17 protein-coding genes are annotated in these 22,455 nt (G+C 71.7%); 7 read left to right on the top strand and 10 right to left on the bottom strand.

Annotation, left to right across the window (positions count from 1 at the left end; all coding sequences use genetic code 11):
- Window positions 1–105 precede the first annotated feature (105 nt).
- The 6 genes from ACWCPN_RS02785 to iolC form a co-directional block, all read right to left on the bottom strand.
- Window positions 106–1,512, bottom strand: coding sequence for an APC family permease (locus ACWCPN_RS02785; RefSeq protein WP_451201999.1), 1,407 nt, complete (start codon window positions 1,510–1,512; stop codon window positions 106–108).
- 381 nt (window positions 1,513–1,893) lie between these two features.
- The gene (mmsA, locus tag ACWCPN_RS02790; protein ID WP_451202001.1) at window positions 1,894–3,396 is read right to left on the bottom strand and encodes a CoA-acylating methylmalonate-semialdehyde dehydrogenase; all 1,503 of its coding nucleotides are present in this window, start codon (window positions 3,394–3,396) and stop codon (window positions 1,894–1,896) included.
- Window positions 3,397–3,411: 15 nt separating this feature from the next.
- Entirely contained in the window at window positions 3,412–5,289 is a 1,878-nt protein-coding gene (gene iolD, locus ACWCPN_RS02795; protein ID WP_451202002.1) for a 3D-(3,5/4)-trihydroxycyclohexane-1,2-dione acylhydrolase (decyclizing), read from the bottom strand.
- A complete protein-coding gene (gene iolB, locus ACWCPN_RS02800) occupies window positions 5,286–6,110 on the bottom strand; it encodes a 5-deoxy-glucuronate isomerase (protein ID WP_451202003.1) in 825 nt (274 codons plus the stop codon). Before iolB ends, iolD begins: the two co-directional genes overlap by 4 nt.
- A complete protein-coding gene (locus ACWCPN_RS02805) occupies window positions 6,107–7,012 on the bottom strand; it encodes a Cgl0159 family (beta/alpha)8-fold protein (RefSeq protein WP_451202276.1) in 906 nt (301 codons plus the stop codon). Before ACWCPN_RS02805 ends, iolB begins: the two co-directional genes overlap by 4 nt.
- Before the next feature lie 50 nt (window positions 7,013–7,062).
- Window positions 7,063–8,028 (bottom strand): 5-dehydro-2-deoxygluconokinase, encoded by a 966-nt coding sequence (gene iolC / locus ACWCPN_RS02810; RefSeq protein WP_451202005.1) that lies wholly within the window; start codon window positions 8,026–8,028, stop codon window positions 7,063–7,065.
- A gap of 145 nt (window positions 8,029–8,173) precedes the next feature.
- Here iolC and ACWCPN_RS02815 point away from each other — a divergent pair, with 145 nt between their 5' ends.
- The 3 genes from ACWCPN_RS02815 (at window position 8,174) to ACWCPN_RS02825 (ending at window position 10,204) form a co-directional block, all read left to right on the top strand.
- Window positions 8,174–9,088 carry a sugar phosphate isomerase/epimerase family protein gene (locus ACWCPN_RS02815; protein ID WP_451202007.1) on the top strand — a complete coding sequence of 305 codons (915 nt, stop codon included), beginning with the start codon at window positions 8,174–8,176 and terminating at the stop codon, window positions 9,086–9,088.
- A gap of 301 nt (window positions 9,089–9,389) precedes the next feature.
- On the top strand, window positions 9,390–9,590 hold the full coding sequence (locus tag ACWCPN_RS02820; protein WP_199210618.1) for a helix-turn-helix transcriptional regulator: 201 nt from the start codon (window positions 9,390–9,392) through the stop codon (window positions 9,588–9,590).
- 50 nt (window positions 9,591–9,640) lie between these two features.
- Window positions 9,641–10,204: a GNAT family N-acetyltransferase gene (locus ACWCPN_RS02825; RefSeq protein WP_451202008.1), complete on the top strand. Its 564-nt coding sequence runs from the start codon at window positions 9,641–9,643 to the stop codon at window positions 10,202–10,204.
- On the opposite strand, the gene ACWCPN_RS02830 is transcribed toward ACWCPN_RS02825, so the two are convergent.
- Both ACWCPN_RS02830 and ACWCPN_RS02835 read right to left on the bottom strand, forming a co-directional pair.
- Window positions 10,185–11,228, bottom strand: coding sequence for a zinc-dependent alcohol dehydrogenase family protein (locus ACWCPN_RS02830; RefSeq protein ID WP_451202010.1), 1,044 nt, complete (start codon window positions 11,226–11,228; stop codon window positions 10,185–10,187). The genes ACWCPN_RS02825 and ACWCPN_RS02830 overlap by 20 nt on opposite strands.
- Window positions 11,229–11,276: 48 nt before the next feature.
- Window positions 11,277–13,508, bottom strand: a complete 2,232-nt coding sequence (locus ACWCPN_RS02835; protein WP_451202011.1) for an MMPL family transporter — start codon at window positions 13,506–13,508, stop codon at window positions 11,277–11,279.
- Window positions 13,509–13,668: 160 nt separating this feature from the next.
- Between ACWCPN_RS02835 and ACWCPN_RS02840 the strand changes: the two genes are divergently transcribed.
- The 4 genes from ACWCPN_RS02840 (at window position 13,669) to ACWCPN_RS02855 (ending at window position 18,001) form a co-directional block, all read left to right on the top strand.
- Window positions 13,669–14,307 carry a TetR/AcrR family transcriptional regulator gene (locus ACWCPN_RS02840; protein ID WP_199210621.1) on the top strand — a complete coding sequence of 213 codons (639 nt, stop codon included), beginning with the start codon at window positions 13,669–13,671 and terminating at the stop codon, window positions 14,305–14,307.
- Between the two features lie 87 nt (window positions 14,308–14,394).
- On the top strand, window positions 14,395–15,345 hold the full coding sequence (locus ACWCPN_RS02845; RefSeq protein WP_451202013.1) for a PrsW family intramembrane metalloprotease: 951 nt from the start codon (window positions 14,395–14,397) through the stop codon (window positions 15,343–15,345).
- A gap of 75 nt (window positions 15,346–15,420) precedes the next feature.
- Window positions 15,421–15,660 carry a heavy-metal-associated domain-containing protein gene (locus ACWCPN_RS02850; RefSeq protein WP_199210622.1) on the top strand — a complete coding sequence of 80 codons (240 nt, stop codon included), beginning with the start codon at window positions 15,421–15,423 and terminating at the stop codon, window positions 15,658–15,660.
- An 88-nt stretch (window positions 15,661–15,748) separates the two neighbouring features.
- On the top strand, window positions 15,749–18,001 hold the full coding sequence (locus ACWCPN_RS02855) for a heavy metal translocating P-type ATPase (RefSeq protein WP_451202014.1): 2,253 nt from the start codon (window positions 15,749–15,751) through the stop codon (window positions 17,999–18,001).
- A gap of 628 nt (window positions 18,002–18,629) precedes the next feature.
- On the opposite strand, the gene ACWCPN_RS02860 is transcribed toward ACWCPN_RS02855, so the two are convergent.
- Both ACWCPN_RS02860 and recD2 read right to left on the bottom strand, forming a co-directional pair.
- Entirely contained in the window at window positions 18,630–19,919 is a 1,290-nt protein-coding gene (locus tag ACWCPN_RS02860; protein WP_199210623.1) for a citrate synthase, read from the bottom strand.
- 239 nt (window positions 19,920–20,158) lie between these two features.
- The gene (gene recD2 / locus ACWCPN_RS02865) at window positions 20,159–22,414 is read right to left on the bottom strand and encodes an SF1B family DNA helicase RecD2 (RefSeq protein ID WP_451202016.1); all 2,256 of its coding nucleotides are present in this window, start codon (window positions 22,412–22,414) and stop codon (window positions 20,159–20,161) included.
- Window positions 22,415–22,455 lie beyond the last annotated feature (41 nt).

Raw genomic sequence — 22,455 nt, forward strand, 5'->3', positions numbered from 1 at the left:
GCGGCGCCGGGCGCGGGAACGCCGCCGTCCTCGCCGCCTGTCGGGGTGCGGGCGGCGAGGACGACGGGGCGTGCTCGGTGGTGACGCGGGACTTCGGCCGAGCCGTCAGTCCTGCTCGTCCTCCGGGATCGACACGAGCCAGCGGGTGTCGCGGCGCGGGCGGAGGTAGAAGGCCCAGTAGAGGGTGGCGACCGCGGTGATGCCGCCGGTCCACAGCAGGTAGCTCGCCTCCTGCTGGGTGAGGATGTAGGCGAGGACCACGATCAGCAGGACCGGCATCGCGGGCCACAGCGGCATCCGCCAGGCGGGGGTGTGCTTGTGGTGGCCGCGGCGGCACAGCAGGGCGGCGACCGCGACGAGGATGTACATGCCGGTCACGGAGACGCCGGTGACGCCGTACAGGGTGTCCAGGTTGACGAAGCAGAGCAGCGCGCCGGGGACTCCGACCGCCAGGGTGGCGACCCAGGGGGAGCCGAAGCGGCCGAGCTTGGAGAAGACGTTGTTGACCGGCTCGGGCCAGGCCTTGTCGCGGGCGGAGGCGAACAGGACGCGGGAGTTCTGGATGACCATGACGATGCCCGCGTTGATGATCGCGAGGGCCACGCAGAGGCTCACGAAGGTGCCGACCGCGGAGTTGGACCAGGCGGTGACCATGGAGCTGATGTCGCCGCCGGTGAGCTCCTTGATGTCGGAGGCGCCCATGGTGATCGCGGCGACCGGCACGATGATGACGACCGAGGAGATGGCGAGGGTGGCCAGCACCGTGCGGGCGACGTTGCGGCGCGGGTGCTCCAGTTCCTCGGAGAGGTAGACGGCGGTCGAGAAGCCCTGGGTGGCGAAGAGGGCGATGGCGAGCCCGGATATGACGAGCATGGCCGTCACCGGGTCGGTGTGGCCGCTCGGACCGGCCACCTGCATGGAGACCAGGCTGCCGACGCCGCGGTGGCTGTGCGAGAAGCCCAGCAGGGCGACCACGCCGGCCGCGATGACCTCGAGAACCAGGAAGATGCCGGTGATCCAGGCGTTGGCCCGCAGGTCGAGCAGTCCGGCGAGGGTGGCGAGCAGCATGACGCCGGCGCCCGTCAGGGACGGGTCGAGGTGGACGATCGGGGCCAGGTAGTCGGCCGTGCCCATCGCGATGACGGGCGGGACGATCATGACCACCAGCAGGGACAGCACGAAGACCAGCCAGCCCGCGAGCCGCCCGGCCATCGTCGACACCATGGCGTACTCGCCGCCCGCGCTGGGGATGAGGGTGCCCAGCTCGGAGTAGCAGAACGCCACGGCGATACAGAGGAGGGAGCCGATGGCGATCGTCAGGGCGGTGGCGGTGCCGAGGGAGCCGAACAGGTCCGGGATGACCACGAAGAGGGTGGAGGCGGGCGTGACGCACGAGAGCGTCAGCAGGGTGCCGCCGACGACGCCGATGGAACGCTTGAGCTTGCGGGGACCGTCGGAGATGCCGGGAGCGTCTGCGACGGCGGTGTCGACAGGGCGGAGCGTGTCGGTCATGCGGCGGGGTTCCGATCGACTGGTGCGACTGAGGGTGGGGGTCGGGAGCGCTATCGCCTCCGGCGGCTCGTCTGCGTTCGTCTCGTCCGCTCCCGGCGCTGCTTAGAGAACCCCTTCGAAAACCGCCGCGTCAATGGGGGTTCACCTTCGGATTCCGCACTCGTAAAGCGATGCAGTTCACATCAGTTTCGCAGGCACTGATCACGCAACAGATCATTCAGTAAGCCAACCGGATTGATGACCTTGCTTTCGAAGGCATCCGACAGATCCCTCATGGCTTGCCCGTTTGATCCTCGAAAACGGGAACCGCAGGCAGCGCGACAAAAAAATGTCGGGCCGTCCGGTATCCGGACGGCCCGACGGGGTGTTCCCGGCGGTCGCTCAGTGGTTGCGCGGGAAGCCCAGGTCGACGCCCGCGGGGGCGTCCGCCGGGTCGGGCCAGCGGGTGGTGACGACCTTGCCGCGGGTGTAGAAGTGCGTGCCGTCGTTGCCGTAGATGTGGTGGTCGCCGAAGAGCGAGTCCTTCCAGCCGCCGAAGGAGTGGTAGCCCACGGGGACCGGGATCGGGACGTTGACGCCGACCATGCCGGCCTCGACCTCGAGCTGGAAGCGGCGGGCCGCGCCGCCGTCCCGGGTGAAGACGGCGGTGCCGTTGCCGAACGGCGAGGCGTTGATGAGGGCGACGCCCTCCTCGTACGTGTCGGCGCGCAGCACGCACAGCACCGGGCCGAAGATCTCGTCCCGGTAGGCGCTCGCGCCGGTCGGCACCCGGTCGAGCAGCGAGATGCCGATCCAGTGGCCGTCCTCGTAGCCCTCCACGGTGTGGCCGGTGCCGTCCAGCACCACTTCGCAGCCGTCGTCCGCGGCGCCCTTCACGTAGGAGGCGACCTTGTCGCGGTGGGCGGCGGTGATCAGCGGGCCCATCTCGGACGCCGGGTCGTTGCCGGGGCCGATCCTGATCTTCTCGGCCCGCTCGCGGATCTTCTCCACCAGCTCGTCGCCGATCGCGCCGACCGCCACGACCGCGGAGATCGCCATGCAGCGCTCGCCGGCCGACCCGTAGGCCGCGGAGACCGCCGCGTCGGCGGCCGCGTCCAGGTCCGCGTCCGGCAGGACCAGCATGTGGTTCTTGGCGCCGCCGAGGGCCTGCACCCGCTTTCCGGCCGCGGAGGCCGTCGTGTGGATGTAGCGGGCGATCGGGGTCGAGCCGACGAAGGAGACGGCCTTGACGTCCGGGTGCTCCAGCAGACGGTCCACGGCCACCTTGTCACCGTGCACGACGTTGAAGACGCCGTCGGGCAGTCCGGCCTCGGCGAGCAGCTCGGCGAGCCTGACCGCCGCCGACGGGTCCTTCTCGCTCGGCTTCAGCACGAACGTGTTGCCGCAGGCGATGGCGATCGGGAACATCCACATCGGGACCATCGCCGGGAAGTTGAACGGGGTGATGCCCGCGACGACACCCAGCGGCTGCCGGATCGACGACACGTCCACCCGGCTCGCCACCTGCGTGGACAGCTCGCCCTTGAGCTGCACGCTGATGCCGCAGGCCAGGTCGACGATCTCCAGGCCGCGCGCCACCTCGCCCAGAGCGTCCGAGTGCACCTTGCCGTGCTCGGCGGTGATCAGCTCGGCGATCTCGTCCCGGTGCGCGTCGAGCAGCGCGCGGAACTTGAAGAGGATGTTGGTCCGCTGCGCCAGCGAGGACTGGCCCCAGGTCGTGTAGGCGTCCTTGGCGGCGGCGACCGCCGCGTCCACCTCCTCGACCGACGCGAAGGCGACCTTCGTGGTGACCGCGCCGGTCGCCGGGTCCGTGACCGGCCCGTACGTACCCGACGCGCCTTCGGCGGTCTTGCCGCCGATCCAGTGGTTGACGATCTTCGTCATGCCCTAAGACTCCTTCTACAGATGGCGGCGTCGGGTCGAGACGTGCCGTTCGTACAGCTCACGTGCCTTGACCGCGGACGATCGGGTCGCGGTCTCGGCCACAGGAACATCCCACCAGGCCTGCGCCGGAGGCGCGCCCGACACAGTGTCGGACGTTTCGGTCTCCACGTAGACACATGTGGGAGTGTCGGCCGCGCGCGCCTCGGCGAGCGCGGACCGCAGGTCGCGGACGGTCCGCGCGCGCAGCACCCGCATGCCGAGGCTGGCCGCGTTGGCGGCGAGGTCCACGGGCAGCGGGGCGCCGGTGAAGGTGCCGTCGGCCGCGCGGTGGCGGTAGGCGGTGCCGAACCGCTCGCCGCCCACCGACTCCGACAGGCCGCCGATCGACGCGTACCCGTGGTTCTGCACCAGCAGGACCTTGATCGCGACGCCCTCCTGGACGGCGGTCACGATCTCCGTCGGCATCATCAGATACGTGCCGTCGCCGACCAGCGCCCACACGTTCCGCCCGGGCGCGGCGAGCTTGACGCCGATCGCCGCCGGGATCTCGTAGCCCATGCAGGAGTAGCCGTACTCCAGGTGGTACTGGTCCCGGGACCTGGTCCGCCACAGCTTGTGCAGGTCGCCGGGGAGCGAGCCGGCCGCGTTCACGATGATGTCGGACTCGTCGACGAGGGCGTCGAGAGCGCCGATGACCTGCGGCTGGGTCGGCCGTACGTCGGGCTCGTCGGCCTCGAAGCAGGCGTCCACGCGCTGCTCCCAGCGCTCCTTGTCCTCGGTGTACTCGGTGACGTAGGAACCGGCGGCCCGGTGGCCGTGCGTCACCAGCGCCTCGGTCAGTTCGGCCAGGCCGCTGCGGGCGTCCGCGACCAGCGGGAGCCCGGCGAGCTTGTGGCCGTCGAAGGGCGCGATGTTGAGGTTCAGGAAACGGACGTCCGGATTCTCGAAGAGGGTGCCGGAGGCGGTCGTGAAGTCGGTGTACCGGGTGCCGACGCCGATGACGAGGTCCGCGGTGCGGGCCAGTTCGTCGGCGGTGGCGGTGCCCGTGTGGCCGACGCCGCCGACGTCCTGCGGGTGGTCGTGGCGCAGGGAGCCCTTGCCGGCCTGGGTGGAGGCGACCGGTATGCGGGTGGCCGCCGCGAACTCGGCGAGTGTCTCCTCGGCGCGGCTGTGGTGGACGCCGCCGCCCGCGACGACGAGCGGCCTGCGCGCCCGGCGGACGGCCCGGACCGCCTCGGCCAGCTCGGTCGGGTCCGCGCCGGGCCGCCGTACCACCCACACGCGCTCGGCGAAGAACTCCTCGGGCCAGTCGTACGCCTCCGCCTGCACGTCCTGCGGCAGGGCGAGGGTGACCGCGCCGGTCTCCACCGGGTCGGTGAGGACCCGCACGGCCTGCAGCGCGGCCGGGACGAGCTGCTCGGGCCGGGTGATCCGGTCGAAGTACCGCGACACCGGGCGCAGGGTGTCGTTGACCGAGAGGTCGCCCGCGTACGGCACCTCGAGCTGCTGCAGGACCGGGTCGGCGGGGCGGGCGGCGAAGACGTCGCCGGGGAGGAGCAGGACCGGGAGGTGGTTGACGGTGGCCAGGGCGGCGCCGGTGACCAGGTTGGTGGCGCCGGGGCCGATGGAGGTGGTCACGGCGTGGGCGGACAGGCGGTTGGACTGGCGGGCGTAGCCGACCGCCGCGTGCACCATGGCCTGCTCGTTGCGGCCCTGGTGGAACGGCATGACCTCGGCGTACTCGACCAGCGCCTGGCCGAGCCCGGCGACGTTGCCGTGCCCGAAGATGCCCCAGGTGGCGCCGATCAGCCGCCGCCGCTCGCCGTCGCGTTCGGTGTGCTGGGCGGCGAGGAAGCGGACGAGTGCCTGGGCGACGGTCAGCCGGATCGTCATCGGTAGCCCCCTGTGGTCTCTGCTTGGTCGGGGTGGAAGCGGATCCGCCACTCCCGCGTCTCGCCGGGCCCCGCCATGACGTTGAGGTAGTACATGTCGTGGCCAGGCTGGGCGATCGACGGGCCGTGCCATCCGTCGGGGACGAGGACGGCGTCGCCGGAGCGGACCTCGGCGAGCACGTCGGAGCCGCCCTCTCGGGAGGGGAACACGCGCTGGTAGCCGAACCCGTTCGGGCCGTCGATCTCGAAGTAGTAGATCTCCTCCAGCCGGGACTCCTCGCCCGGCACGTACTCGTCGTGCTTGTGCGAGGGGTAGGAGGACCAGTTGCCGCCGGGGGTGACGACCTCCACGGCGATCAGCCGGTCGCAGTCGAAGGTGTCGGCCGCCGCGAAGTTGCGCACCTGGCGGGCGCAGGTGCCGCTGCCGCGGTGTTCGACGGGGACCTCCGGCGCGGGGCCGTAGCGGGCGGGGAGTCGTCGCTCGCACTTCGCTCCTGCCAGGGCGAAGCGGCCTCCCGCGCCGGAGGCGATCTGGACCCGGGCGTCGCGAGGCGCGTACACGAAGTCGGAGACCCCGGTGAAAACGCTCTCCCGGCCCAGGAGTTGGTACTCGTCTTCCTCGATTCGCACGGTACATCCGCCCCGCAGCGGAAGCACGATCCATTCACTGCCCCCGGTGGTGAACGTATGGCTGCCGCCGGGTGTCAGCTCCACGACGCGCAGGGCGCTGTACTCCCAGCCGGCGCGCCCGGGGCCGATGTCGAGGGTGTACCCGCCGTTCCCGGCGGTTCCCCGGGGCAGGTGCAGTCCGGTGCCGGTCATGCGGCCCCCCGCAGCAGTCCGGCGGCGGTGTCCACGGCGGCGGCCACATCGCCGTCCGCCGGGTACAGCAGCGAACGGCCCACCACCAGGCCGCGCACGGTGGGAAGTCGGAGCGCGCCGCGCCACTTCTCGTAGGCGGCGACCTGTTCCCCGGGGGAGTCGCCGACGTCGCCGCCGAGGAGGACGGCCGGCAGGGTCGAGGTCTCCATGACCCGGGCCATGTCGTCGGGGTTCTCGGTGACCGGCACCTTCAGCCAGGTGTAGGCCGAGGAGCCGCCGAGGCCGGAGGCGATGGCGACGGACCGGGTGACGGCTTCGGCGGACAGGTCGTTGACCAGCCGGCCCTCGGGGGTGCGGCTGGTGATGAACGGCTCCACGAAGACCGGGAGCCGGCGGGCGGCCATGTCGTCGATGACGCGGGCGGCGGACTCCAGGGTGGTGAGCGAGCCCGGGTCGGTGTAGTCGATGCGCAGCAGCAGTTTGCCGGCGTCGAAGCCGAGGCGCTGGATGTCCTCGGGGCGGTGGCCGGTGAAGCGGTCGTCCAGTTCGAAGCGGGCGCCCTGGAGTCCGCCGCGGTTCATGGAGCCGAGGACGACCTTGTGGTCGAGGGCGCCGAGCAGCAGCAGGTCGTCCAGTACGTCGGCGGTCGCGAGGACGCCGTCGACGCCGGGCCTGGACAGTGCGAGGCGGAGCCGCTGCAGCAGGTCGGCGCGGTTGGCCATGGCGAGAGCGCGGTCGCCGACGCCGAGCGCGCCGCGGGCCGGGTGGTCGGCGGCGACGATCATCAGGCGGCCGCTCGTGCCCAGCAGCGGGCGCCGGACGCGGCGGGCGGCGGCCTCGGCGATGGCCTCGGGGCGGTGGGTGCGGACGCGGACCAGTTCGGCGACGTCGACCGGTGGCAGCCGGGTCCCCGACCCGCCCTCGGTGTGCGTCCCCGCCACGCGGCCGGCCCTCACAGCACCGCTCCGGCCTCGAGCGCGGCGGCCACCTCGTCGGGGGCGGGCATCGCGGAGGAGCACTCCAGACGGGAGGCGACGATGGCGCCGGCCGCGTTGGCGTACCGCATGGTCGTCTCCAGGTCCCAGCCCGCCAGCAGGCCGTGGCAGAGGGCGCCGCCGAAGGCGTCCCCGGCGCCGAGTCCGTTGAGGACGGTGACCGGGAGGGGCGGGACCTCGGCGCACCCGCCCGCCCGGTCGACGGCGAGGACGCCCTTGGGTCCCTGTTTGACCACGGCGATCTCGGCCCCGGCGGCCAGCAGGGCGCGGGCGGCCGCGTGGGGTTCGCGCAGCCCGGTCGCGATCTCCACCTCGTCGAGGTTGCCGACGGCGACCGTGGTGTGCCGCAGCGCCTCGGTGTAGAAGGGCCGGGCCACGTCCGGATCGGTCCGGGCCGGGCCGTTCCAGAGAACGGGGCGCCAGTCGAGGTCGAAGACCGTCGTGCCGGACCGGGCCCGGTGGGCGAGGGCCGTGAGGGTCGCCGTGCGGCTCGGCTCCTCGCTCAGGCCGGTGCCGGTGACCCAGAAGATCCGGGCGGCGGCGATGGCGTCCAGGTCCAGGTCGCCGGCGTCGATCTCCAGGTCGGGCGCCTTCGGGCGGCGGTAGAAGTAGAGGGGGAAGTCGTCCGGCGGGAAGACCTCGCAGAAGGTGACGGGCGTGGCCAGTCCGGGGACCGGGGTGACCCAGCGGTCGTCAACGCCGAAGCCGCGCAGGGCCTCGTGCAGATAGGTGCCGAACGGGTCGTCACCGGTGCGGGTGATCACGGCGGTCCGGCGGCCGAGCCGGGCGGCGGCGACGGCGACGTTGGTCGCCGATCCGCCGAGGAACTTGCCGAAGGCCGACACCTGGGCGAGCGGCACGCCGGTCTGCAGCGGGTAGAGATCCACTCCGATCCGCCCCATGGTGATCAGGTCGTACGCCATCGGCTTCCCTTCCGCGCTGTCCGGTTCACCCCGCGTATCTCTTCCCGGGCTTTCTAGTCCTGTCAGACGAACCCTGTCAATCTTTTGTCCGGACATTCGGACGACAGCTTGACACCGCTTTCCGGGCGCCCGCAGGCTGACGGCCATGACGTCCTTGTCACCCTCCTCACTTTCCCGCATCCGGATCGGTTCGGCGCCCGACTCCTGGGGCGTGTGGTTCCCGGACGACCCGCGGCAGGTGCCCTGGCAGCGGTTCCTCGACGAGGTCGCCGGCTCGGGCTACGAGTGGATCGAGCTGGGCCCCTACGGCTATCTGCCGACCGACCCCGCGGTGCTCGCCGAGGAAACCGGCCGCCGCGGCCTGAAGGTGTCGGCCGGCACGGTCTTCACCGGCCTGCACCACGGCGCCGATGTCTGGGAGAGGACCTGGGAACACGTCTCCGGCATCGCCGCCCTGACCCGGGCGATGGGCGCCCGCCACCTGGTCGTCATCCCGTCGTTCTGGCGGGACGACCGGACGGGCGAGGTGCTGGAGCCAGACACGCTGACCGCCGGGCAGTGGCGCGACCTGACCTCGCTGACCGAACGGCTGGGGCGCGAGGTCCGGGAGCGGTACGGCCTCACGGTCGTGGTCCACCCGCACGCCGACACGCACATCGACACCGAGGAGAACGTCACCCGGTTCCTCGACGGCACCGACGCGGATCTCGTGTCCCTGTGCCTGGACACCGGGCACTACGCGTACTGCGGCGGCGACAGCGTCAAGCTGATCGAGACCTACGGCGAGCGGATCGGCTATCTGCATCTCAAGCAGGTGGACCCGGAGATCCTCGCCGACGTGCGGGCCAAGGGCACGCCGTTCGGGCCGGCGGTCGCCCGGGGGGTGATGTGCGAACCGCCGTCCGGAGTGCCCGCACTGGGGCCGGTGCTGGAGGCCGCCGGACGGCTGGACACCGATCTGTTCGCGATCGTCGAGCAGGACATGTACCCGTGCGACCCGGACAGGCCGCTGCCGATCGCCCGGCGCACCCGGGCGTTCCTGAGGTCCTGCGGAGCCTGAGCCTCACACGGTCGGGCCGCCGCCCCGCCTCCCCGGCCCTCCTCGCACCCCTCGCACCCCTCGCCGTCCGAACCGGCCGCAACAGGCGCCCCCTTTGCTGCGGCCGTGTCACAAACTCCCCCTTCCTGTCACAGATGTCGCACCTACGCGGGTTCTCGGTCACACCCGGCCAACAGCCGCTTGCCCGCCGCCTCCCGGTGTCGTTCACCGGGCACAGGCTTGGTGATCACCAGCGCACCGCCCGGCTCCCCCGACGGCCGTCCCCCGGCCGCGCCGCGGCGCGCGCGGGGAGGTACGACGCATGACCGACCGAAGGCTCTGGTCCTACAAGGAGATCGCGGCGCACATCAGGGTGCAGCCGGACACCGTGCGGTCCTATCGCAAGCACGGTCTGCTGCCGCCTCCGGACCAGGTGGAGGCGGGCAAGCCGTACTGGTACGCCGACACCGTCCGCGCCTGGGTCGCCTCCCGGCCGGGCAACCGGGGCCGAAGAGCGGACTGAGCGCCAAAAACCACCTGTGCCCCACCCACCGCGTGGGGCACAGTCGCCCCATGAGTTTCTCCGTCAAACCCGTACTGACCGGCCGCAGGACCGTTCTCCGGCCGTTCACCGAGGCCGACGCCGACGCCATGGGGGAGATCGTCGCCGACCCCGAGGTCGTCCGCTTCACCTTCGAGCCCTCCACCGAACTGACCCCGGAGCGGCTGCGCACCTGGTACGGCTCCCGGGCCACCGCCCCTGACCGCCTCGATCTCGCCGTCACCGATCCGGAGACCGGTGAGGTGTTGGGCGAGGTCGTGCTGTACGAGTACGACGCGGCCGCCCGGAGCTGCACCTTCCGCACCCTCATCGGGCCCCGGGGCCGCGGTCGCGGCATCGGTACCGAGGCGACCCGGCTGATCGTCGCCCACGGCTTCGGGCCGCTCGGTCTGCACCGGGTCGAACTGGCCGCCTGGGCCCACAACCACCGCGCGCTGCGGGTCTACGAGAAGGCCGGATTCGTGGTCGAGGGCGTACGGCGGGAGGTGCAGGTGCGCGAGGGTGAGTGGGCCGACGAGGTGATCATGGCGATCCTGGACCGTGAGTGGGCCGCGCTCAGCGCCACGGCTCGATGACGGTCACGCCCGGACCCGGCGCCGTCCCCATGGCGGCGAGGGCGGCCGGGGCCGCGTCCAGCGGGATCGTCCGCGTCACCAGCAGGTCCGGCCGCAGCACCCCGGAACCGACCAGCTCCAGCATTCCGGGATAGGCGTGGGCGGCCATGCCGTGGCTGCCGAGGATCTCCAGTTCCAGGGCGATGGCGCGGGCCAGCGGGACCGGGGTGGTGCCGTCCGCCGAGGGCAGCAGGCCCACCTGGACGTGCCGGCCGCGGCGGCGCAGGGAGCCGACGGAGGCTGCGCAGGTGGCGGGTGAGCCGAGGGCGTCCAGGGAGAGATGGGCTCCCCCGCCGGTCAGCTCCCTCACGGCCGCCGCCGTGTCCGGTACGGCCGAGGCGTCCACCGTCCCGGCCGCGCCGAACGACCGGGCCAGTTCGAGCGCCCGGGGTGAGACGTCCACCGCGACCACCCGGGCTCCCGCGGCGACCGCGATCATCACCGCCGACAGCCCGACCCCGCCGCAGCCGTGCACCGCTACCCACTCCCCCGCCGCCAGCCGGCCCTGCCGCACCACCGCACGGAAGGCCGTGGCGAAGCGGCAGCCGAGGGCGGCGGCCGTGCCGTACGCCATCGAGTCCGGGACCGCGACCAGGTTCACGTCGGCGTGGTCGAGGGCCACGTACTGGGCGAAGGACCCCCAGTGATGGAAGCCGGGCTGGGTCTGGCGCTCGCACACCTGCTGGTCGCCGGCCGCGCAGGACGGGCAGCTTCCGCAGGCGCAGACGAACGGCACGGTGACCCGGTCGCCGGGCCGCCAGCCGGTCACCCGGGCGCCCACCGACTCGACGACTCCGGCGAGTTCGTGCCCGGGGACGTGCGGCAGGGTGATGTCCGGGTCGTGGCCCATCCAGCCGTGCCAGTCGCTGCGGCACAGCCCCGTCGCCTCGACCCGCACCACGACCCCGTGCTCGGCCGGCTCCGGGTCCGGCACCTCGCGCACCTCGGCCGGCTCCCCGTACTTCTCGAACACCACCGCTCTCATGCGGCCCACCTTCGCACGCGATGACGCCGCTTCACACCCGCCGTCGGCTCACACCCCGGCCGTCTCCTTCTCCGGCGCGGGCGCCGGCGCCTCGCCCTCGCTGAGTCCGAACCGCCGGTGGAAGCGGCGCAGTGGGGCGGGGGCCCACCAGGTGGCGCGGCCGGTGAGCCGCATGATCGCCGGGACCAGGAGGCTGCGGACGACCATCGCGTCCATCAGGACCGCGAGCGCGATGCCGAGGCCCAGCATCTTGGTGTTGGTCACCCGGGAGGTGCCGATGGCGACCATCACCACGGCGAGGATGACCGCCGCCGCGGTGATCAGCCCGCCGGTGCGCTGGAGCCCGTGGCGGACCGCCTCGTTGTGGTCGCCGGTGCGGTCGTACTCCTCCTTGATGCGGGAGAGCAGGAACACGCCGTAGTCCATGGAGAGTCCGAAAGCCACGCAGAACATCAGGACGGGCAGGGTGGTCTCGATGGAGCCGGGGCTGGTGAAGCCGAGCGCACCGGACAGATGCCCGTCCTGGAAGACCCAGACCACCGCGCCGAACATCGCCGTCAGGCTGAGCGCGTTGAGCACCACGGCCTGCAGGGGTATCAGCACGCTCCCGGTGAGCAGGAAGACCAGCAGCAGGGTGACGACCGTGATGAACGCCCCCGCCCAGGGCAGGCGTTCGCCTATCGCGTGCTTGGAGTCGACCAGGACGGCGGCCGTTCCGGTCACCTTGGTGTCGAAGGGGGCCTTCAGCGAGCGGAGGTCGCCGACGAGACTCTGGGCCGCGGTGTCGACGGCCTCCCCCTTCGGCTGGACCGTGAAGTAGCCCGTGTCGCCCTCGATCAGGGGGCCGTCGACCCGGACGACCTCGGGCAGGGCGGCCACCCGCTGCTTGTAGGCGGCGTACTGGGCCTTGGTGGCGCCGCCCTCGGCGAGGATCTCGAGTCCGCCGCCGGGGGTGCCCGGGAAGCCGTCGCGAAGGTGCTGCTGCACCACGTGGGACTCGGCGCCCGAGGGCAGTTGGCGGTCGTCGGCGGTGCCGAACTTCACGCCGAGGAAGGGCAGCCCGAGGACGACGAGGAGGGCGCTGGTGCCGACCGCGAAGAGCGGGGCGCGGCGCATCACCAGTGTGGCGGTGCGCGCCCAGCCGGTGCCGCCGGTCGCCTCGGTGCCGGAGCCGGCGCTCTCCCGGTCGCGGCGGAACAGGCGCCGCACGTCCAGGGAGTTGACCCGGTGACCGAGCAGAATCAGGGCCGCCGGAAGCAGGATCAGGGCGGCAGCGGCGGCCAGCAGGACCACGGCGATGCCGGCGTAGGCGAAGGACCGCAGGAAGTACTGCGGGAAGAGCATCATGGCGGCCAGGGAGACCGCCACCGTGAGGGCGGAGAACAGCACCGTGCGGCCGGCCGTGCGCAGTGTCGCGCCGACCGCTGTCAGGGGTTCGGCCCCGCCGGACAGTTCCTCCCGGTAGCGGCGGACGATGAACAAGGCGTAGTCGATGGCCAGGCCGAGGCCGAGGGCCGTGGTGAGGTTGAGCGCGAAGACCGAGACGTCGGTGAAGGCGGTCAGGCCGCGCAGGACCGCGTTGGTGCCGAGGATCGCCACGATGCCGATGCCCAGCGGCAGCAGGGCCGCCACGGCGCTGCCGAAGACCATCACCAGGAGCACCAGCGTGATCGGCAGGGCGATCATCTCGGCACGGGTGAGGTCCTCCTTGATGATGGTCTGCATCTCGTGCCGGACGGCGACGATGCCGCCCACCTTCACCCGCACCGGGCCGTGCGCGCCCCGGTAGTGGGGCGCCAGGCGGTCCAGTGTGCGGCCCATCGCGTTCTCGTCGCCGGTGATGCGGGCGGCGATCAGCGCCTCATGGCCGTCCTTCGCGCGCAGGCCGGGCGCCGCCGAGGGACCGGCCTGCCAGTAGGAGCCGACGCCGGTCACGCCCGGCTCCCCGGCCAGTCGCTCGGCCAGGTCGCGGGCCTCGGAGGCGACCGCCGGGTCGTCGACGGAGGCGCGGCCCGCGTCGACCAGGAGCAGCAGATTGGGCTGGGAGTCGGGGAACTCGCGCTCCAGCGCCCTGGTCGCGTAGGTCGACTCGGCGGCCGGGTCCTCCCAGCCGCCGCTGCCCAGATGGTCCGCGACCCCGCCGCCTGCCAGCACGGCGAGCGCGGTCAGCACCAGGGCCACCAGCAGTGACAGGCGCGGGCGGGCGGTGACGAACCTCGTCCAGCCGCCGGTCCGGGGAGGTCCGTCCCCGTCGCGCGCCGCCTTGTTGACTTCGGTCATCGTGCGGTGTCCCCTTCACCGTGACCCATGTCCGTGCAGGCAGGCGGCATGGGTCGGTCATTGCCATAAACTGGCAAACACGAGAGATCGCTCGCGTTTCATAAGAATGCGAGCGACCACTCGCGTTTGTCAATCGCCTTCGAAGGGCTGGGGATAACGCGTGTCCGACACCTCGGAGAACGAGCAGCCGCGCCGCCGTCAGGCACGCGGCGAGCGCCGTATCGCCCAGCTCCTCCAGGCCGCCGCCCAGGTCTTCTGCACCACCGGCTACACCGCAGCCAGCACCAACGCCATCGCCCGCGAGGCGGGCGTCTCGCCGGGCACGCTCTACCAGTTCTTCCCCAACAAGGAAGCCATCGCGATCGAGCTGGGCGACCGCCTGATGCACGAGATGCGGGAGACCTACGGCGAGGCCCTGGCCCCCGTCGACCCCGCCACCCCGCTGGAGGAGGCGATCGGCTCGGCCGTCGACCGGTTCATGGCCTTCAACACCGAGCACCCGGTGTTCTTCGCGCTGATGCACGGCCCCGACCTGCCCGGCGGGATCACCGAGGCGCACGACCAGTTGCACGCGACCCTGATCGGCCGTGTCGAGGGCCTGCTCGCCTCGCTGCTGCCCGAGGCCCCGCCGGCCGACCTCACCCGTACGGCACACGTCTGCCTGGGCATCTACAAGGCCGGCCTCGAACTGGTCCTGGCCCACGAAGGCGCCGAGCGCGCGGCCTACGTGCGGGAGGTCAAGAACGTGCTCGTCCGCTACCTCGAACCCCTGGTGGGCGACCGGCTCGGCCGCGCCTGACCCCACAGGGTCACCCGGACTGCGACAAAAGGCACACCTGCGTAGGGTGCGGATGAATCGCCCCGCAGCAGTCCGAGGGGGACCCACGTGACCCACTCCCCGCCGCCCGGCAGGCCCCGGGCCCGCATCCCCGGCCCGCAGCAGCCGCCTCCACCGTTTCCCCGCATCGGCGCGGGCCTGTGGCGGCGCTGCCTCAAGGGCGGGCTCGCCCTGTGGGGGCTGACCGCGGTGGCGGCGTACACCACGCGCGGCGTCGCGCCACTGCCCGCGCTCGTCCTGCTCGGCGGCTTCCTGATCCCCGTCGTCTTCGTGCTGTGGGCGTACGAGCGGCACGGCCGGGACCTGGGCGTCAGCGCGGTCCTCGGCTGCTTCCTGGCCGGCGGCGCCCTCGGGGTGCCCGGCGCCGTGCTGATGGAGGCGCACCTGCTCCACCCTTCCCTCGGACGGTTCACCGGTGTCGCCCTGGCCGAGGAGGCGGCGAAGCTCGGGGCCCTGGTGTTCGCGCTGCGCCGGCAGCCGGGCCTGCGCGGGGCGCGGGCCGGCCTGGTGCTCGGCGCGGCCGTGGGCCTCGGATTCGCGGCGGTGGAGAGCTGCGCCTGCGCCTTCGACGCGGTGCTCCTCTCCGACGCCGCCGATCTGCGGGTGGTGCTGGAGACGGAGTTCCCGCGCGAACTGCTCGCCCCGCTCGGGCACGGGCTGTGGACCGCGATCGCGGGCGCCGCGCTGCTGTCCCAGCGCCGTCCGAACGGGCACTTCCGCCTCGCCGCGCCGGTGGTGGGCACGTGGCTCGGCGTCTGCGTGCTGCACGCTGCGTGGGACGCCACACGTGGGGTCGCCGGCCGGCTGGTGACGCGGGTGTACGGGACCGAGGCCGTCGCCCCGGGGCCGTTCGGGCAGCCGTACCTGCCGCGGACCGGCGCCGGGCAGGAGCACCTGTTCACGCTGCTCTCGGCGGGCGGCCTGGCACTCGTGGCCCTGCTCGGCGTCGCCTGGGTGTGGTCGCTGAGCTCCGGAGACGCTTGGAGAAATACCCCCTAGGGGTATAGTGTGGTGAGCATGGGGACCCCACCGTGAGTCCCTCCGGCCCCACCTGCCCCGACGAGGAGTAACGACATGACCGCCCAGACCGACACTTCGGGCTCCGTCACCACCGTCTACAAGGTGACCGGCATGAGCTGCGGCCACTGCGAGGGATCCGTCTCCGGCGAGATCTCCGAGATCCCGGGCGTCAGCTCGGTGAAGGCCGTCGCGTCCACCGGTGAGGTGACCGTCGTCTCCGCGGCCCCGCTCGACGACGAGGCCGTCCGCGCCGCCGTGGACGAGGCTGGGTTCGAGCTCGCCGGCCGGGCCTGACAAAAAAACCCCTCCCTTCCCCGACCGGGCCGTTCCGACCAGCTGATACTGGATCCGTACGGCCCGGTCCGATGTCTGGAGTCCGGACATGACCAGCACCACCGCCACACCGGCGAGCGCGATAGGCGACACCTCCGAGGTCGAGCTGCTCATCGGCGGGATGACCTGCGCCTCGTGCGCCGCGCGGGTGGAGAAGAAGCTCAACCGCATGGACGGGGTGAGCGCCACCGTGAACTTCGCGACCGAGAAGGCGAAGGTCAGCTACCCCGGAAGCGTCCAGGTCGCCGACCTGATCGCGACGGTCGTGAAGACCGGCTACACCGCCGAGGAACCCCCGCCCCCGGAGCCCGAACCCGCGGCCGCCGAGGCCCCCGAGTCCGCCGGCCCGGACCCGGAACTGGGCGCCCTCCGGCACCGCCTGCTGGTCTCCGCGCTGCTCGCCGCCCCGGTGGTACTGCTCGCGATGGTGCCCGCCCTGCAGTTCGACAACTGGCAGTGGCTCTCGCTCACCCTCGCCGCGCCGGTCGTGGTCTGGGGCGGAGCGCCCTTCCACCGGGCCGCCTGGACCAACCTCCGGCACGGCGCCGCGACCATGGACACGCTCGTCTCGGTCGGCACCCTGGCCGCCTTCGGCTGGTCGCTGTGGGCCCTCTTCTTCGGCGACGCCGGCATGCCCGGCATGCACGACGAGTTCCGGTTCACCGTCTCGCGCATGGACGGCGCCTCCACCATCTACCTCGAGGTCGCCTCCGGAGTCGTGGCGCTGATCCTGCTCGGCCGCTATCTGGAGGCCCGCTCCAAGCGGCGCGCGGGGGCCGCCCTGAAGGCGCTGATGGAGCTGGGCGCCAAGGACGTGGCCGTGCTGCGCGAGGGGCGCGAGGTGCGGGTCCCGGTGTCCTCGCTGGCCGTCGGCGACCGGTTCGTCGTCCGGCCCGGCGAGAAGATCGCCACCGACGGAACCGTCACCGAGGGCGTCTCCGCGGTGGACGCGTCCATGCTGACCGGCGAGTCGGTGCCGGTGGACGTGGGCCCCGGCGACCGGGTCACCGGCGCCACCGTGAACGCGGGCGGCCGGCTGGTGGTCGAGGCGACCCGGGTCGGCGCCGACACCCAGCTCGCCCGAATGGCGAAGCTGGTGGAGGACGCGCAGAACGGCAAGGCCGAGGTGCAGCGGCTGGCCGACCGGATCTCCGCCGTGTTCGTCCCGGTGGTCATCCTCATCGCCCTCAGCACCTTCGGCGTCTGGCTGGGCGTCACCGGGGACACGGTCGCCGCGTTCACCGCCGCGGTCGCCGTCCTGATCATCGCCTGCCCCTGCGCGCTGGGCCTCGCCACCCCGACCGCGCTGATGGTCGGCACCGGCCGGGGCGCCCAGCTCGGCATCCTGATCAAGGGCCCCGAGGTACTGGAGTCCACGCGCCGCGTCGACACGGTCGTCCTGGACAAGACCGGCACGGTCACCACCGGACGGATGACGCTCCAGGAGGTGTACACCGCCGTCGGCGAGGACGAGAAGGAGGTGCTGCGGCTCGCGGGCGCCCTGGAGCACGCCTCCGAGCACCCCGTCGCCCGGGCGATCGCCGCGGGCGCCGAGGAACGCGCCGGAGCGCTGCCGGCCGTCGAGCACTTCGAGAACGTCCCCGGGCGGGGCGTACGCGGGCGTGTGGCGGGCCGCGAGGTGGCCGTGGGGCGGCTGTACGACGAGCTGCCCGAGGCGCTGGCACGCGCCCGGGAGGCGGCCGAGCGGGACGGGCGCACGGCCGTCACCGTCGGCTGGGACGGCCGGGCCCGCGGAGTGCTCGCGGTCGCCGACGCGGTGAAGGAGACCAGCGCCGAGGCGGTGCGCGAGCTGCGCGCGCTCGGACTGACGCCGGTGCTGCTCACCGGGGACAACCGCACGGTCGCCGAGTCGGTCGCCCGGGCGGTGGGCATCGACGAGGTGATCGCCGAGGTGCTCCCCGAGGACAAGGTGGACGTCGTACGGCGGCTGCGGGACGAGGGCCGGACCGTGGCCATGGTCGGCGACGGCGTCAACGACGCGGCCGCGCTCGCCACCGCCGACCTGGGGCTGGCCATGGGCACCGGCACGGACGCGGCGATCGAGGCGGGCGACCTGACCCTGGTCCGCGGTGACCTGCGGGTGGCGGCGGACGCGATCCGGCTCTCCCGGCGCACCCTCACCACCATCAAGGGCAACCTGGTGTGGGCCTTCGGCTACAACGTGGCCGCACTGCCGCTGGCCGCCGCGGGCCTGCTGAACCCGATGATCGCGGGTGCCGCGATGGCCTTCTCCTCGGTGTTCGTGGTGACCAACAGTCTGCGACTGCGCGGCTTCCACTGAACTCACCCGGGGTTACCGGCGGTTAGTCACAGTTGAAGTGGCAGCCCCCCTGGAGTCGGGCGCGCGCCTCACATAAGCTCTTCACAAGGCTCGCGCATCATCCTTACGCTTGAGCCCCGATCGCCGTATCGGGGCTCTTGCGCACCTAAAGGACAAATGCAAGAGACGCAGATCACAGTGACGCGAACGTAACCATCGAAGGGGTTCGAAGGTCTAAGTTGGCGATGTCAGACCAGCGTCTTGGGGGGCGCTGACTGACATCTGGGGATGTCTTGGGGGACTTCCTCAGAGATGCGTTGCCGGGGCACGTACACCGGGAAGCTTTGAGCGGCCCTCCCAGCGTGCGTTGTCCCGGCAGATCGCAGCGCGTCACTGGAGCACGGCGGGTTCCGCCCGTCGTGTTCAGACAGCGATTTCAGGCGCTGTCCTCTCCAAGCGCCCGGCCGGATCCCGTGGGGGGAATCCGCACCGGGACATGGGAAGGCGCCCTGGTCGTCGGCCCGTGGGGGGACCGGCGTCAGGGCGCCTTCCGTTTGCGTTCGTCACCGTCGGTTCCGGGCCCACCCATGACGGCGGGCCCTGTGCGGCGGGCGGGGCACCGGATCGGCACCCCTGGTCCGGCAGGTGCTCAGCGCTCCTCGACCGGAACGAAGTCGCGCTCCACCACGCCCGTGTAGATCTGGCGCGGGCGGCCGATGCGGGAACCCGGCTCCTTGATCATCTCGTGCCACTGGGCGATCCAGCCCGGCAGACGGCCGAGGGCGAACAGGACCGTGAACATCTCGGTCGGGAAGCCCATGGCCCGGTAGATCAGACCGGTGTAGAAGTCGACGTTCGGGTAGAGGTTGCGCGAGACGAAGTAGTCGTCGGAGAGCGCGTGCTCCTCCAGCTTCAGCGCGATGTCCAGCAGCTCGTCGGACTTGCCGAGGGCCGAGAGCACATCGTGCGCGGCGGCCTTGATGATCTTCGCGCGCGGGTCGAAGGACTTGTACACCCGGTGGCCGAAGCCCATCAGGCGGACGCCGTCCTCCTTGTTCTTCACCTTGCGGATGAAGGAGTCGACGTCGCCGCCGTTGGCCTGGATGCCCTCGAGCATCTCCAGGACGGACTGGTTGGCACCGCCGTGCAGCGGGCCCCACAGGGCGTTGATGCCGGCCGAGATCGACGCGAACATGTTCGCCTGCGACGAGCCGACCAGGCGGACCGTGGACGTCGAACAGTTCTGCTCGTGGTCAGCGTGCAGGATCAGCAGCTTGTCGAGCGCGGAGACGACGACCGGGTCGAGCTCGTACTCCTGCGCGGGGACCGAGAACGTCATGCGCAGGAAGTTCTCGACGTAGCCGAGGTCGTTGCGCGGGTAGACGAACGGGTGACCGATCGACTTCTTGTACGCGTACGCCGCGATGGTCGGGAGCTTCGCGAGCAGGCGGATCGTGGAGAGGTTGCGCTGCTTCTCGTCGAACGGGTTGTGGCTGTCCTGGTAGAACGTGGACAGCGCCGAGACGACCGAGGACAGCATGGCCATCGGGTGGGCGTCGCGCGGGAAGCCCTTGTAGAAGTTCTTGACGTCCTCGTGCAGCAGGGTGTGCCGCGTGATGTCGCCCTTGAACGTCGTCAGCTCGTCGACGGTCGGCAGCTCACCGTTGATCAGCAGGTAGGCCACCTCAAGGAAGGTGGAGCGCTCGGCCAGCTGCTCGATGGGGTAGCCGCGGTAGCGGAGGATGCCCGCCTCACCGTCGAGGTAGGTGATGGCGGATTTATAGGCGGCCGTGTTGCCGTAACCGCTGTCCAGAGTCACCAGACCGGTCTGGGCGCGGAGCTTCCCGATGTCGAAGCCCTTGTCACCTACGGTGCTGTCGACCACCGGGTAGGTGTACTCGCCGTCGCCGTACCGCAGTACTACAGAGTTGTCGCTCACGTCTTCCCTCACCGACGTAGTGCCTCATCTTCGAGGTGCCCTGACTGTCTCTACCATCCCCCATTTGGCTCAGGAGAGTGCACTCGGGGTCGACCATTGGGCCCATCGGCGGCACTCAGTGCCGCCAACCTGCTCATCCTGCCCGCTTCGGCGGGTAACCGGAAGTGCTCTGTGACCTTCACGACTCATTTGATCGATCATTTTTTTCGATGCGGGCGGGAGCCGCTGGTCGGAGGCGTTCAGGAACCGCGGAGCCGGTGGTCCAGAGCCGTGCAGCGCCGGCCCGCCGACACCGTGCGCACCGCCTGTCCTATCGCCTTGCGTGAACCGACGAGTACCACCAGCCGTTTCGCCCGTGTCACCGCCGTGTACAGCAGGTTCCGCTGGAGCATCATCCACGCGCCCGTGGTGACGGGGATCACCACGGCGGGATACTCGCTGCCCTGCGACCGGTGGATCGTCATCGCGTACGCGTGGGCCAGTTCGTCCAGTTCGTCGAAGTCGTACGGGACCTCCTCGTCCTCGTCCGTCAGCACCGTCAGACGCTGGTCGACCGGGTCGAGCGAGGTCACCACGCCCACGGTGCCGTTGAAGACACCGTTCTCCCCCTTCTCGTAATTGTTGCGGATCTGGGTGACCTTGTCGCCGACGCGGAAGACCCGGCCGCCGAACCGCTTCTCCGGCAGCTCCGGCCGGCCCGGTGTGACGGCCTGCTGGAGCAGCCCGTTGAGGGTGCCGGCCCCGGCCGGACCGCGGTGCATGGGCGCCAGCACCTGCACGTCCCGGCGCGGGTCCAGGCCGAACCGGGCCGGGATCCGGCGGGCGGCCACGTCCACGGTGAGCCGGCCGGCCTCCTCGGTGTCGTCCTCGACGAAGAGGAAGAAGTCCTTCAGCCCGTCGGTGAGCGGGTGCTGCCCCGCGTTGATGCGGTGCGCGTTGGTGACGACGCCGGACTGCTGGGCCTGCCGGAAGACCCGGGTGAGCCGCACCGCGGGCACCGGGCCGCCCTCGGCGAGCAGATCGCGCAGCACCTCCCCGGCGCCGACGCTGGGCAGCTGGTCGACGTCGCCGACGAAGAGCAGGTGGGCTCCCGGCGGCACGGCCTTGACCAGCTTGTTGGCGAGCAGCAGGTCCAGCATCGAGGCCTCGTCCACGACCACCAGATCGGCGTCCAGCGGGCGGTCGCGGTCGTAGGCCGCGTCGCCGCCGGGCTTGAGCTCCAGCAGCCGGTGGACCGTGGAGGCCTCGGCTCCGGTCAGCTCGGCCAGCCGCTTGGCGGCTCGCCCGGTGGGCGCGGCGAGCAGCACCTTGGCGCGCTTGGCGCGGGCCAGTTCCACGATGGAGCGGACCGTGAAGGACTTGCCGCAGCCGGGGCCGCCGGTGAGCACGGCGACCTTCTCGGTGAGCGCGAGCCGGACGGCGGCCTCCTGCTCGGGGGCGAGGTCGGCGCCGGTACGGCTTTTGAGCCAGCCGAGCGCCTTGTCCCAGGCCACGTCCCGGAAGGCGGGCATCCGGTCCTCCGGGGTGCGCAGCAGCCGCAGCACCTGGGCCGAGAGGGAGAGTTCGGCGCGGTGGAAGGGCACCAGGTAGACGGCGGTCACGGGTTCCGCTTCGCCGTCGGGCCCGGGCACCCTCTCCCGAACGACCCCCGGGTCCTCGCCCTCCTCGGGCGGCCCGGCGAGCTCGGCGAGGCACTCGATGACCAGGCCGGTGTCGACCTGGAGCAGCTTCACCGCGTCCGCGATCAGCCGCTCCTCCGGCAGGAAGCAGTGGCCTTGGTCGGCGGACTGCGACAGCGCGTACTGCAGGCCCGCCTTCACGCGCTCGGGGCTGTCGTGCGGGATGCCGACGGACCGGGCGATCCGGTCGGCGGTGAGGAAGCCGATGCCCCAGACGTCGGCGGCCAGCCGGTAGGGCCGCTCCCGCACGACCGAGATGGACGCGTCGCCGTACTTCTTGTAGATCCGCACGGCGATGGACGTCGACACCTCGACGGTCTGGAGGAAGAGCATGACCTCCTTGATCGCCTTCTGCTCCTCCCAGGCGTCGGCGATCTTCTTGGTCCGCTTGGGGCCGAGGCCGGGGACCTCGATCAGCCGCTTCGGCTCGTCCTCGATGATCGCGAGGGTGTCCAGGCCGAAGTGCTGGGTGATGCGGTCGGCGAAGACCGGGCCGATGCCCTTGACCAGCCCGGATCCCAGGTAGCGGCGGATGCCCTGGACGGTGGCGGGCAGGACGGTCGTGAAGTTCTCGCAGACGAACTGCTTGCCGTACTGCGGGTGCGAGCCCCAGCGGCCCTCCATCCGCAGCGACTCCCCGACCTGGGCGCCGAGCAGCGCGCCGACCACCGTCAGGAGGTCCCCGCCGCCCCGCCCGGTGTCGACGCGGGCGACGGTGTAGCCGTTCTCCTCGTTGGCGTAGGTGATCCGCTCCAGCACGCCTTCGAGCACGGCGAGCCGCCGTTCGCCCGTGGGGTTCCCCGCCTGTTGCGCCATGACCCGAAGGTACCGGCCGGGTCTGACATCACGATCCGGTC

The organism is Streptomyces sp. NPDC002386, from assembly GCF_053593175.1.